Source organism: Stagnihabitans sp., assembly GCF_964946895.1.
On the sequence record NZ_CBBQHX010000001.1, the window covers coordinates 129,353 to 142,247 of the forward strand.

A 12,895-nucleotide genomic window follows, 5' to 3' on the forward strand; every position below is an offset into this window, starting at 1 on the left:
GGAGGAAGCCGGTGGGCGCAGACGACAAGGGCAAGGCGGATGCGCTGCGCCAGAACGGAGTGACGCCTGCTCGCCACGTCGCCATCATCATGGACGGCAACGGCAGATGGGCCACACAGAAGGGCTGGCCGCGACTGGTCGGCCACCGCAAGGGCGCAGAACGCGTCAAGCAGGTGGTGAGTGCCGCGCCGGATTTTGGGATCAAGTGGCTGACGATATATGCTTTTTCCACAGAGAATTGGAAACGCTCGACCGAGGAAGTCCTTGGCCTGATGTCGATCTTCGCCCGCTATATCGAACGCGAGGCTGACCGGATGGCGGCCGAATCCGTTCGGATGCGCTTCATCGGCGACCGCTCGCGGCTTGACACAAGGCTGCGCCGCCTGATGGACGGGATCGAGGCGCGGACCGCCGGGTATACCGGGCTGAACCTGACCGTTGCGATCAACTACGGCGGGCGCGACGAGTTGACGCGGGCGGTGCGGGCGATTGCGGCTGATGTGGTGGCGGGCAAGATCGCGGCGCAGGAGGTGACGGATGCGCTGATTTCCTCGCGGCTGGATACGGCCGATTTGCCCGACCCTGATCTGGTGATCCGCACCAGTGGCGAGACGCGCACCTCGAACTTCCTGCCGTGGCAGGCGGCTTATGCCGAATATGAATTCACCGAAACGCTGTGGCCGGATTTCACTCCGGCTGAACTTGGCCGGATCGTTGAACGTTTCGGCAACCGCGAGCGCCGGTTTGGTGGCGTGGTCCGGGCATGACAAGCGAAGGGCCCCAGGGCGACCGTGATCGGATGGGCGGTGTCGGGGCCCTGCGCGTGGGGCCAGAGGCCGCGTCGCGGCGCTGGGGCGATCTGGGCGTGCGGGTGGCTTCGGGGCTGGTGCTGGCCGGGCTTGGGGCGCTGTCGGTCGCTGTCGGCGGCGGGTTCTTTCTGGTGATGACGGTGCTGATCTTCGCCTTGATGGGATGGGAACTGGCCAGCCTGACCGATGCGCCCGCCAAACCCGCGGTGCGGATTGCGGTTGCCGGGCTGACCGGGCTGGGCGTGGCGCTGGCGCAGGGTGATGGGGTCTGGATCGCGGCCTTGGCCTTGGCACCGCTGGCGATGGCGCTGACCCCGCGGCGGGAAAAGGCCCTGCTGACGCTTTACTCGCTGGCGGTTCCGGCGGCGGCGCACGCGTTCATCGCCTTGGACCGGCGCGGGGCGGTGATCGTGGTCTGGCTGGTCTGCATCGTCGTCGCCTCGGATGTGTTTGGCTATTTCGCCGGGCGGCTGTTGGGGGGACCGAAGTTCTGGCCCGCGATCAGCCCCAAGAAGACGTGGTCCGGCACAGTTGCGGGCTGGATTGCGGCGGCGGCGGTGGGGGCGGGCTTTGTCTGGTGGCAGGGCGGGGCGGGCTGGGGTCTGGTGGCGATCTCTCCGATCGTGGCCTTTGCCGGGCAGATGGGCGATATCGTCGAAAGCCTGATCAAGCGCCGCGCCGGGGTCAAGGACGCCTCGCGGCTGATCCCGGGACATGGCGGCGTGCTGGACCGGTTTGATGCGCTGATCGGGGCCATTCTGGTGGTGCGGCTGTTGGCCATGATCCTGCCGTTGCCTTTGGGGATATCGGGATGAGCGGGCGTCGGATCTCCATCTTCGGTGCGACGGGCTCGATCGGCGAAAGCACGTTTGACCTGGTGACCCGCGCGACCCCCGGCACCTATCGGACCGTGGCCGTGACCGGCGGGCGCAACGTGGTCCGGCTGGCCGAAATGGCCCGCGCGCTGCAGGCCGAGATTGCGGTGGTGGCGGAAGAGGGCCTGCTGCCCGCCCTGCGCGCGGCGCTGGCGGGATCGGGGGTCGAGGCCGCTGCGGGGACCACGGCGATATCCGAAGCGGCCGCGCGTCAAGCCGATTGGGTGATGTCGGCCATCGTGGGCGCGGCGGGACTGGCGCCGGGCATGGCGGCGCTGGCCACCGGGGCAACCCTGGCCTTGGCCAACAAGGAAAGCCTCGTGACGGCGGGGCCCCTGATCCTTGCCACTGCCGCCCGGCACGGCGCGCGCATCCTGCCGGTGGACAGCGAACACTCGGCGATCTTTCAGGCGCTGGCGGGCGAGGATCTGACCACGGTGGAGCGCATCATCCTGACCGCCTCGGGCGGGGGGTTGCGCGATTGGCCGGTGGAAAAGCTGGCCAGTGCGACGCTGAAGGACGCCTCGGCGCATCCGAACTGGGCGATGGGACAAAGGATCACGATCGATTCCGCGTCCATGTTCAACAAGGCGCTGGAAGTCATTGAGGCGAAAGAGTTCTTCGGAGTGACCCCCGATCAGATCGAGGTGGTGATCCATCCGGAATCGATCATCCATTCCGCCGTGGCCTTTCAGGACGGCGCCATCATGGCCCATATGGGCACGCCCGACATGCGCCATGCCATTGGCTACGCGCTGCACTGGCCGCAGCGTCTGCCCCTGCCGGTCAAGCGGCTGGATTTCGCCAGCCTGGGCCGCATCACCTTCCGCGCCCCCGACCTTGACCGCTATCCCGCCCTGCGTCTGGCCCGTCAGGTCATGCAGACCGGTGGCATGGCCGGCACGGTGTTCAACGCGGCCAAAGAGGTGGCTCTTGATTGTTTCATTTCTGGAAACATCGGGTTTCTGGATATGTCTTGGCTGGTGGAGGCCACGCTGGAGCGGCTTTCGGCCGACAATCGCCTTGGAAAAGCCGCATCCAGCCTTGAAGAGGTGCTGGAGATGGACCAAGTCGCTAGAAGGACGGCGCGGGCAGAGGCGCAGTCTCGCGTCAGATCATAGGGGTCGGGAATTTGGATTTTGCGGGACTTTTCTCTGATCTTGGCGGCACCGCCTGGACCCTTGCGGCCTTCCTGATCGCCATCATCGTCATCGTGACGGTGCATGAATTCGGGCATTACATCGTGGGGCGTCTGTGCGGCATCCATGCCGAGGTCTTCTCGCTGGGGTTTGGGACGCCGATCTGGTCGCGGATCGACAAGCATGGCACACGCTGGCAGATCGCAGCGCTGCCGCTGGGCGGCTACGTGCGGTTTCTGGGCGATGCCGACGGCGCCTCGCGCCCGGATGCCGGGCTGATGGACGGGTTGAGTGCGGACGAGAAGCGCCACACGATGCATGGGGCGCCCTTGTGGGCACGCTCGGCCACGGTGGTGGCGGGGCCGCTGGCGAATTTCATTCTGGCCTTCCTGCTGTTTCTGGGTGTGATCCTGTGGAAGGGCGTGGCGGTCGAAGTGCCGCTGATCGGCACGATCAAGGCGGTGCCGTTTGCGGGGCAGGGCCTGCTGGTCGGCGATCTGATCACCGCGGTCGAGGGACAGCCGACGCCCGATCTGGCAACCTTCTTCACGTTGGCCGATGGGCTGAGCGACAAGGCGACCGTAACCTATCAGGTCACCCGCAACGGTCAAAGCATGACGGTGCAGGGGCCGAACCCGCTGCCGCCGGTGGCCGACAGCGTGCAGCCGCAAAGTGCCGCACTGGATGCGGGCATTCAGGCCGGCGATGTGATCATCAAGGCCGAGGGCAAGGACATTGCCAGCTTTGCCCAGTTGCCCAAACTGGTCGAGGCTGATGCCGGCAAGCCCATCGCCCTGACCCTATGGCGGGCCGGCAAGACCTTTGACGTGACCTTGAGCCCGCGCCGCCGCGATCTGCCCACCGCCGATGGCGGGTTCGAGACGCGCTGGCTGATCGGTGTGTCGGGTGGGGTGCTGTTCGAACCGGTGGCACGCATGCCCGGCCTCGCCGAGGCGGCGGGACTGGCGTGGAAGCAGGGCTGGTACATGGCCAAGATGAATCTGACGGGGCTGGTCTATATCGTGGCGGGCAAGATCAGCAGTTGCAACGTTTCAAGTCCGATCGGCATGGCCAAGGCCGTGGGCGCTGCGGCGCATTCGGGGCTGGAAACCTTTCTTGGCATGCTGGCGCTGGTGTCCCTGTCGATCGGCCTGCTGAACCTGTTCCCGATTCCGGTGCTGGATGGCGGACATCTGGTGTTCCACATCTGGGAGGCGACCACGGGCCGCCCGCCCAGCGACAAGGCGTTGCGGGTGTTGATGTCGTTCGGCCTGACGCTTTTGGCGGCGCTGATGCTCTTTGCGCTGTCCAACGACCTCTTCCGGTGTACTTGAGCGGGCCCGTCCGGACACGGACCGAGTTATCCACAGGAAATGGGCAACAGGCGTCGGCGCCTTTGGCCTGCGACGCGGCGCGCTTTTGACAAGGCCGGGACAAGAAGCTAGTCAGGGTCTTGGATTGTGACGGTTTTGGACGTGGGGCGCAGGACGTGGGCAAGATGAGCATGGGCAAGGGCGCTGGGATTTCTCGCAAACGGTTGGCGCTTGGCGCGGGGACCTTGGTGCTGTCGGCCGGGTTCGGCATAGCCGGTCTTGGGCTGGTGGCGCCGTTGCAGGCTTGGGCGCAGACCACGATGGGCGGGGATTTCTCGCTGGGCACGCCCGAGACGCAAACCGCGCCCGCCGTGGCCCCGGTGCCTGCGGGCTTCACGTTCAATGCGGTCAAGGTTGAAGGCAACACCAACGTCGACGCCGCCACCATCGTGGCCTATCTGGCCATCGCCAAGGGCAAGGTCGTCACCGAGGCCGAGCTGAACGACGGATATCAGCGGATCGCGGCGACCGGTCTGTTCCAAAGCATCGAGCTTTTGCCGCAGAAGAACACCCTGGTGATCAAGGTTCTGGAAAACCCGATGATCGCCACGGTTGATTTTCAGGGCAACGCCCGACTGGATGACAAGGTCCTGACCTCGATCGCCAAGACCAAATCGCGCCAGATCTATTCGCCCGCCACCGCCGAGGCGGATGCCGCTGCGATGACGGAAGCCTATCGCAGTCAAGGCCGCATGGCCGCCTCGATCACGCCGCGCATCATCCGGCATGGCAACAATCAGGTCGACTTGGTGTTTGAAATCACCGAAGGCGGCGTGGCGGAAATTGCCCGGCTCAGCTTTGTCGGCAACAAGGCGTTTTCGGACTACCGTCTGCGGCAGGTTCTGTCGTCCAAGCAGGCGGGGATCCTGCACAACCTGATCCAGCGCGACACCTACAACACCGACCGGGTCGATATGGACAAGAAGCTTCTGTCCGATTTCTACCTGTCGCGCGGCTTCATCGACTTCAAGATCCTTGACGCCGGGGCCACCTATGCCCGGGATCGCAGTGCGACGTTCCTGACCTTCACCATTCAGGAGGGTCAAAGCTTCCGCGTCGGCAAGGTCACCACGGTGTCCGAAGTGCCGGGCGTCGATGCGACCGATTTCGACAAGTTGCGCCGGTTGCGCAGCGGCGTGACCTACAGCCCGACCGTCGTGCAGAACAACGTCGATGCGTTGGAAGCCCTGGCGCTGAAGAAGGGCCTGAATTTTGTCATGGTAGAGCCGCGTCTGACCCGCAATGACCGGGACGGCACGGTGGATGTGACCTTCGCCATCGTCAAAGGCCAGCGCGCTTTTGTCGAGCGTATTGATATCGAGGGCAACACCACCACGCTCGATTCGGTGATTCGCCGCCAGTTCGCCACGGTCGAGGGCGACCCGATGAACCCGCGCGAAATCGCCCAGGCGGCCGAGCGGATCCGGGCGCTTGGCTTCTTCTCGGATGTGCAGGTGACCGAAGAGCCGGGCTCTGCGCCGGATGAAAGCGTCGTCAAGGTCAATGTGACCGAACAGCCGACCGGGTCTTTGACGCTGGGGGCAACCTACGGGATCAGCACCGGTTTTGGCATCAACATAGGCTTCAGCGAGCGCAATTTTCTGGGCCGTGGTCAGGGTCTGACGGTGAATGTGCAGACCGGGGCCAGCAATGTCGACAGCAAGATCGATTTCACTGAACCGGCCTTTCTGGGCCGCGATCTGACCTTCGGCTTTGGGGCGGGTTACACCACCACGACCCACCAGAATGCCCATTTCGATACCCGCGTGATCAGCGTGTCCCCTTCGCTCGACTTCCCGGTCAGCGATTTTGGCCGGCTGCAGTTGAGCTACCGGCTGGCCAGCGAAGGCGTTCTGAACGTTGACCGCCATGTCGATGCCTCGGCCGGGCCCCCGCCGGTGGCGGCGGTCAAGGGCTCTTCGGCCATCCTGATCGCCGAAGAGGGCACCAAGATGGCCTCCTCGCTGGGCTATGCCTATACATGGGATGACCGCCTGTCGGGCCTGCATCCCAAAGGCGGCGTGATGGTGCAGTTCGGGCAGAACGTTTCGGGTCTGGGCGGCGATGTGAAATTCGTCAACACCTCGGTACGGGCCTTGGCCGAAACCAAGGTGGGCAAGGATGACGTCACCCTGCGCGCCACCTTCGAGGGCGGCGTGATCAACGCCTTTGGCGGCTATACCACCCGCGCCACCGACCGCTATTTTACGGCCGGTTCGATGCATGGTTTCGAGATGAACGGCATCGGGCCGCGCGATCTAGGGGCCGAGAACAAGGACGCGCTTGGCGGCAACTTCTTCGCCGCAGCCCATATCGAAAGCGAATTCCCGCTGGGTCTGCCCGAGGAATACGGGCTGAGCGGCGGTCTGTTCATGGATGTCGGCTCAGTCTGGGGGCTGAAGAACAAGGCGGGTTCCGGCGGGACGGTGGATGATTCGATGCATCTGCGGTCGGTCGTTGGCCTGTCGATCTATGTCAAATCGCCGATCGGCCCGCTGCGCTTCGACTTTACCCATGCGCTGCAAAAGCAAAGCTACGACAAGGAACAGACCTTCAACTTCACCATCTCGACGAAGTTCTGATGCGGTATGGGCGGCTCCTTGGTTGGGGGCTGGCGCTGCTGGTGGCCTGTTCCAGCCTTGCGCCGGTCGTGGCGCAGACCACGGCCGCGGTGCCGCAGGTTCTGACGCTGGATCAGAACCGGCTTTACGCAGAATCGCTGTACGGCAAGGCGATGGAGACGAAGGCCCAGGTGGCCTCGCAGGCGCTGGCGGCCGAGAATCGCAAGATCGAGGCCGATCTGGCGGCCGAAGAGGCGGATCTGACGCAGAAGCGGGCAACGATGGCGGCAGCGGCGTTCCAGACGCTGGCCGATGCCTTCGACGCCAAGGTCGAGCAGGTGCGCAAGGATCAGGCGGCCAAGGTTGAAGCGCTGAAGACGCAGCGCGATGACGGGCGCACGACCTTCTTTCAGGCTGCGGTGCCGGTTCTGGCCGAATTGATGCGGCAGATGGGCGCCTATGCCATCTTGAACCACGATGCCGTGGTGCTGGCCTTTGATTCCATCGACGTGACGGACCGTGCGATTGCCGCCGTGAATGCCAAGCTGGGCGATGGCAGCACAGGGTCCAACGGCCCGCGCGTGCAGCCGGATGGTCCCAACCCGGCACCCGCGCCCCCCACAACCCCGCCCGCCAAACCGACGCCCTGACCCGCCGGTTGGCCCTTGGCTGCAGGTTGCGGGCCAGCCGTCGGGCTTTGGGCCAAAGGCTCGTCCCCAAACGCTTGTCCCGGTGCGCCCAAGTTGCTAGTCAGGGACGATCAATGCCCCAAAGATGGGCAGGCGCGGCCCGCACGGGTGACACGGTGACGGCCAATTTGGGGGACAAGAATGACCGAGACTGCCGCAGCAATTCACGAAGCCGATCTTGCCCTGATCAAGCGGATCATTCCGCACCGCTATCCGTTCCTTCTGATCGACAAGGTCCGCGACATCGTGCTGAACGAAAGCTGCGTGGGCGTCAAATGCGTGACCAACACGGAGCCGCATTTTCAGGGCCATTTCCCCGATATGCCGATCATGCCGGGTGTGATGATCATCGAGGCGATGGCGCAGACCTCGGGCGTGTTGGTTGGCCTGTCGATGGATCTGGTCGACAAGCAGGCCAAGGTGTTCTTCATGGGCGTTGATGCCGTGAAGTTCCGCCGCAAGGTGGTGCCGGGCGATGTGCTGGAACTGCACGTCAAGGCGCTGCGCGGCGGCGGACGGGTCTGGAAGTTTGAGGGCCGCGCCACCGTCGATGGCGATCTGGCGACCGAGGCCACGTTTACGGCCATGTTTGATCTGCCCAAGGCCTGACGCGTGACCGCTTTCATCCATCCCTCCTCGGTCGTCGATCCCGCAGCCCGGCTGGGCGAAGGGGTCCGGATTGGTCCGTTCTGTGTCATCGGACCCGAGGTCACGCTGGCCGAGGGGGTGGAGGTGAAATCTCATGCCGTCGTCAGTGGCTGGACCATGGTGGGCGCCGACACGGTGATCTTCCCGCATGCCACGGTGGGCGAGGTGCCGCAGGATCTGAAATACAAGGGCGAGCGGACCCGGTTGATCATCGGTGCCCGCTGCCGGATCCGCGAGTCGGTGACGCTGAACACCGGCACTGAAGGTGGCGGCGGGGTGACGTCGGTCGGCGACGATTGCCTTCTGATGACCGGCGCCCATGTCGGCCATGACGCGCATCTGGGCAACCGGGTGATCCTTGCCAATGGTGTGGCCATCGCGGGCCACTGCCAGATCGGTGATGACGTGATCATCGGCGGCTTGTCGGGCATCCACCAATGGGTCCGCATCGGCCATGGGGCGATCATCGGTGCGGTGACGATGGTGACCAATGACGTCATCCCCTATGGCCTGGTGCAGGGGCCGCGCGGGGAACTTGACGGGCTGAACCTTGTCGGCCTCAAGCGCCGGGGCATGGACCGCGCCGCAATCAGCGCGCTGCGCCATGCCTATGAAGAATTGGCCAAGGGCGAGGGCAGCTTTCTGGAGCGCGCCCGCCGACTGGCCGAGAACGCCGAAACCGACAGCGTGCGCGAGATGGCGGCGTTCATCCTCTCGGCCTCCGACCGTTCGTTCCTGACCCCGAAATGACCAATCTCGCCCTGATCGCTGGCCGGGGTGCCCTGCCTTTGGCCTTGGTGCAGGCCCTATCGGAACGCCCCTATATCTGCGCCTTGGACGGCTTCGCGCCCGAAGGCCTGATCCCCGACCTGACCTTCCGGATCGAGCGTCTGGTCCCCTTCCTGCGCCATTTGGGCGACCGCGGCATCACCCGAGTGACCTTCGCCGGTGCGGTCAGCCGCCCGCGCCTTGACCCTTCGCTGTTCGACGCGGCCACGGCGCAACTGGTCCCGCACCTGATGGCCGCTTTCGCCGCCGGTGATGATGCCACGCTGCGTGCCATCATCAGCCTGTTTGAGGACAGCGATATCGAGGTGGAAGGGGTGGAAACCCTGGCACCGCAGCTTTTGCCCCAGGCCGGACTGCTGGCCGGAGCCCTGCCGCGCGACGCAGAAGCCGATGCCCACCGCGCCGAGGCGATTGTCGCGGCGCTGGGTGCCGCCGATGTGGGGCAGGGCTGCGTGGTGGCGGGCGGCCTGTGCCTGGGGGTCGAGGCTTTGCCCGGCACCGACATCCTTCTGGCGCAAGTGGCCAGCCTGCCCGAGGCGCTGCGCCCGCAGCACAGGGGCCTGTTTTACAAAGCCGCCAAGCCCGGACAGGATCGCCGCGTCGATCTGCCCACCATCGGCCCGGCCACCTTGCGCGGCGTGGCGGCTGCGGGCCTTGCCGGGATCGTGTTTCAGGCCGGCTCTGTGATCTGCCTTGACCTGCCCGGCCTCAGGACCCTTGCCGCGGAAACGGGCCTGTTTCTGTGGGCGCGCTAAGCTTCTTCCTGATCGCCGGAGAGCCCTCTGGCGACAAGCTGGGGGCGGCTTTGATGTCCGGCCTGCGCATTTTGGCGCCGGACGTCACCTTCCACGGCATCGGCGGGCCCTTGATGCAGGCGCAGGGTCTGACCTCGCTTTTCCCGATGGAAGAGTTGTCGGTGATGGGCATTGCCGAGGTGCTGCCGAAGTACCGCCACCTCAAGCGCCGCATCCGCGAGGCGGCAGCGGCTGCCGTGGCCTGCGCCCCCGCTGCGCTGATCACCATCGACAGCCCGGATTTCTGTCTGCGGGTTGCGGCTTTGGTCAAGGCTGCCAACCCAAGGCAACGCACCATCCACTACGTCGCCCCCTCGGTCTGGGCGTGGCGCCCGGGACGGGCTGCGAAGATGGCGCGCGTCATCGACCACGTTCTGGCCCTGCTGCCGTTCGAGCCGCCCTATATGACCGCCGCCGGCATGACCTGCGATTTTGTCGGCCACCCGGTTGTGGCCGAAGCCCTTGCCACCGCGCAGGAACGGGCAATCTTCGCCAAGATCCCGCGCCCTCTGGTCCTGTGCCTGCCCGGCTCGCGCCGCTCTGAAGTCACCCGCTTGGCACCGATCTTCGGTGCGGCGCTTGGCCGCTTGGCCCAAACCCATCCCGGTCTGACCGTCGCCTTGCCGACGTTGGCCCATATCGCCCCCGTGCTGCACGATCTGACCAGGAACTGGCCGATCCCGCCCCGCCTGATCCTCGACCCCGCCGAGAAGCGTGCCGCCTTTGCCGAAGCGGATGTGGCGCTGGCCGCTTCGGGCACCGTCTCGCTGGAGCTGGCGGCCAATGCCACCCCGATGGTCATCGCCTATGACATGCACCCGATCAGTTGGTGGCTGATGAAACGCGCGGCATTGATTGATACCGTTACACTGGTCAACCTCGTCTCCGACAGCCGCACGGTACCCGAATTCCTCGGCCCCGCCTGCCGCCCCGAAGCGCTTGCCGGGGCGCTGGACACGGTCCTGCAGGATGCTGCCCTTCAGATCCGGGCCATGGCCACGACGATGGACCGCCTTGGCCAAGGTGCCGAGGCGCCCGGCCTGCGCGCCGCCCGCTCGGTTTTGGCGCATCTTTGACCCCTTCATTCAGGTCCAAATATCCCGGGGGTGTGCGGGGGCTGGCCCCCGCCCGCGTCCCCAGCACGCGGCATCAGACCTTGCGCGATCCGATCCACCGATCCGCACCGATTTCGGCCAGAAACGCGCGGCTGGCTTCAGTACCGAAATGGGGGGCCTGTGACAGACCGGGAAAGCGCGCCTTCACCTCGGCGGCAATGTCGGGGGGCAGGCGGTTCACCGTGGCGTCATTGACCATCAGGCTTTCCGAGGGGATACCCTCGGCATAGATGATCTCATGTCGGTCAAAGACCAGACTGAAGTAGTCGACAAAGCCGCCCTCGCGTAGATAGACCGCAGCCTCGTCGACCAAGTCGCGCGCCTGCACCAGCAGCTCCGAGGTTGGCAGGCCCGCGCTGCGCTGGCGCTGATACAGAAAGACCCTGTGGTGCTGACTGACGATCAGATCCCCGGCATTGCCCAGCGTGCCTGCCGTTATGACCACGGGGGCAAAGGCGCCCACGGCGCGCAGGCGGGCGTGGCCGATCCAGCGCACCGGCTGGCGGCCATGATCGCGGGTCAGCACTTCGATCCCCGGCACCAGCGCCTCGATGGCGCGCTGGCTGCCGTCGGTCAGTGTGATCATGGTGCCGCGCGCAAAAGACAGGCACAGTACGTCGGCCAGTTGCAGATCCCCCGGCGCCGCCTCGATCGACAACAGCGTGTAATCGACCCCGGTCCCCACCGGGGACAGCGGCAGCACCAGCCGGGTGCCGTCCTCCAGCAGCAGGATCAGCAGTTCCACCTTGTCGCCATCCGGTGCCATCAGCGCGTAGCGCGCCTCCAGCCGGACCCGGGTGCCGGGCAATCCGATGCCAGAGCCTTCGGCCACCGCTTGCTCACCCTCCCGCGGCGGTTGCACGACAAGACGCAGGGGTTGGGCCTGATGGTACAGCGCATAGATGTCGCCCGCGCAGACCTCGTCCGGCCCGGTCAGGCCATCGCCCTGATTGGCGCCCTGCACGACAAAGATATCCTCGGCGGCAAAGACCTGACAGGCGTATCCGGGTGTGGCAGAGGGGGCCATGGGCGGTTCCTGAAGCGGAGGGCGCGGGTCGGGTTTCGACTGGGCTAGCAATCGCAACCGGAAACGTCAACAAAGGGATGAGGCTGCCGCGCAGCCGCGGTGGATCGAAACGAAGGAGCGGATGATGGATTTGGGGATCAGGGGCAAGCGGGCCTTGGTGACGGCGGCCTCCAAGGGACTGGGGCGTGGCTGTGCCGAGGCCTTGGCGCAGGCCGGCGTCGATCTGGTGATCAACGCCCGCGGGGTCGAGGCGCTGGAGGCCACCGCCGTTGCCCTGCGCGGCCATGGCGTGGCGGTGACCACGGTGGCGGCAGATATCACGACGCATGAGGGGCTGGCGGCCGTTCTGGCCGCTGCGGGCGCGGTGGATATTCTGGTGACCAATGCCGGTGGCCCGCCACCCGGCTCGTGGGAGACCTGGGTCAAGGCCGATTACCTCAAGGCGATCGAGGCCAACATGCTGACCCCCATCGCCTTGATGACCGCGCTGATGCCGGGGATGATCGAACGCGGCTGGGGCCGGGTGATCAACATCACCAGCCAGTCGGTGAAGGCGCCCATCGCTGCGCTCGGCCTGTCCAACGCTGCCCGTGCCGGGTTGACCGGGTTTGTGGCGGGCACCTCGCGTCAGGTGGCCCCGCATGGCGTCACGATCAACAACCTGCTGCCGGGCATCCACGACACCGACCGCGCCACGGCGCTGGATGCTGGCATGGTCAAGACGCGTGGCATCACCATGGCGGAAGCCCGCGCGGAACGCTCGGCCACGATTCCGGCCCGCCGCTATGGCACTGCGGCCGAATTCGGTGCCACCTGCGCCTTTTTGTGCAGCCAGCACGCCGGCTATATCGTCGGCCAGAACATCCTTCTGGACGGTGGCGCGATGAACTCCACCCTTTGAGCCTGACGGAGCGCGTGCCGCGCGCTGTCTTGTCTCGCCTCTGGCGCAAGCGCCAACCGGCTCGGACTGGCGCGCCGCGCGGGGAGTATTTGAGAAGGCGCAAATGCAAGGGGCAGCCTTTGCATTTGCTCCTTTGGAAATACTCTCGGGGGGTGAAGCCGCAGGCGAGGGGGGC

Annotated in this window: 12 protein-coding genes; 11 read left to right on the plus strand and 1 reads right to left on the minus strand. The window is 65.6% G+C overall.

The window, feature by feature from the left end; all coding sequences use genetic code 11:
* The first annotated feature begins 11 nt into the window (after positions 1-11).
* The 10 genes from uppS to lpxB all read left to right on the plus strand — a co-directional run bounded on the left by uppS (position 12) and on the right by lpxB (position 10,753).
* The gene (gene uppS / locus AC1Y2B_RS00710) at positions 12-767 is read left to right on the plus strand and encodes a polyprenyl diphosphate synthase (RefSeq protein WP_482251115.1); all 756 of its coding nucleotides are present in this window, start codon (positions 12-14) and stop codon (positions 765-767) included.
* Positions 764-1,624, plus strand: coding sequence for a phosphatidate cytidylyltransferase (locus AC1Y2B_RS00715; RefSeq protein ID WP_482251116.1), 861 nt, complete (start codon positions 764-766; stop codon positions 1,622-1,624). Before uppS ends, AC1Y2B_RS00715 begins: the two co-directional genes overlap by 4 nt.
* The gene (gene dxr, locus AC1Y2B_RS00720) at positions 1,621-2,805 is read left to right on the plus strand and encodes a 1-deoxy-D-xylulose-5-phosphate reductoisomerase (protein ID WP_482251117.1); all 1,185 of its coding nucleotides are present in this window, start codon (positions 1,621-1,623) and stop codon (positions 2,803-2,805) included. The genes AC1Y2B_RS00715 and dxr overlap by 4 nt, the downstream gene beginning before the upstream one ends.
* Positions 2,806-2,816: 11 nt before the next feature.
* Positions 2,817-4,157: an RIP metalloprotease RseP gene (gene rseP, locus AC1Y2B_RS00725; protein WP_482251118.1), complete on the plus strand. Its 1,341-nt coding sequence runs from the start codon at positions 2,817-2,819 to the stop codon at positions 4,155-4,157.
* A gap of 164 nt (positions 4,158-4,321) precedes the next feature.
* On the plus strand, positions 4,322-6,778 hold the full coding sequence (gene bamA, locus AC1Y2B_RS00730) for an outer membrane protein assembly factor BamA (protein WP_482251119.1): 2,457 nt from the start codon (positions 4,322-4,324) through the stop codon (positions 6,776-6,778).
* Complete coding sequence (locus AC1Y2B_RS00735; protein WP_482251120.1) at positions 6,778-7,407, plus strand: OmpH/Skp family outer membrane protein; 630 nt, start codon at positions 6,778-6,780, stop codon at positions 7,405-7,407. The genes bamA and AC1Y2B_RS00735 overlap by 1 nt, the downstream gene beginning before the upstream one ends.
* A 180-nt stretch (positions 7,408-7,587) precedes the next feature.
* Entirely contained in the window at positions 7,588-8,055 is a 468-nt protein-coding gene (gene fabZ / locus AC1Y2B_RS00740; protein WP_482251121.1) for a 3-hydroxyacyl-ACP dehydratase FabZ, read from the plus strand.
* Between the two features lie 3 nt (positions 8,056-8,058).
* On the plus strand, positions 8,059-8,844 hold the full coding sequence (gene lpxA, locus AC1Y2B_RS00745) for an acyl-ACP--UDP-N-acetylglucosamine O-acyltransferase (RefSeq protein ID WP_482251122.1): 786 nt from the start codon (positions 8,059-8,061) through the stop codon (positions 8,842-8,844).
* On the plus strand, positions 8,841-9,638 hold the full coding sequence (locus tag AC1Y2B_RS00750; protein WP_482251123.1) for an LpxI family protein: 798 nt from the start codon (positions 8,841-8,843) through the stop codon (positions 9,636-9,638). Before lpxA ends, AC1Y2B_RS00750 begins: the two co-directional genes overlap by 4 nt.
* Before the next feature lie 53 nt (positions 9,639-9,691).
* Complete coding sequence (gene lpxB / locus AC1Y2B_RS00755) at positions 9,692-10,753, plus strand: lipid-A-disaccharide synthase (protein ID WP_482251272.1); 1,062 nt, start codon at positions 9,692-9,694, stop codon at positions 10,751-10,753.
* A 73-nt stretch (positions 10,754-10,826) separates the two neighbouring features.
* Here the strand turns inward: lpxB and AC1Y2B_RS00760 are convergent, their stop codons facing one another.
* Positions 10,827-11,819 (minus strand): Hint domain-containing protein, encoded by a 993-nt coding sequence (locus AC1Y2B_RS00760; protein ID WP_482251124.1) that lies wholly within the window; start codon positions 11,817-11,819, stop codon positions 10,827-10,829.
* A 124-nt stretch (positions 11,820-11,943) separates the two neighbouring features.
* Between AC1Y2B_RS00760 and AC1Y2B_RS00765 the strand changes: the two genes are divergently transcribed.
* Positions 11,944-12,720, plus strand: a complete 777-nt coding sequence (locus tag AC1Y2B_RS00765; protein WP_482251125.1) for an SDR family NAD(P)-dependent oxidoreductase — start codon at positions 11,944-11,946, stop codon at positions 12,718-12,720.
* Positions 12,721-12,895 lie beyond the last annotated feature (175 nt).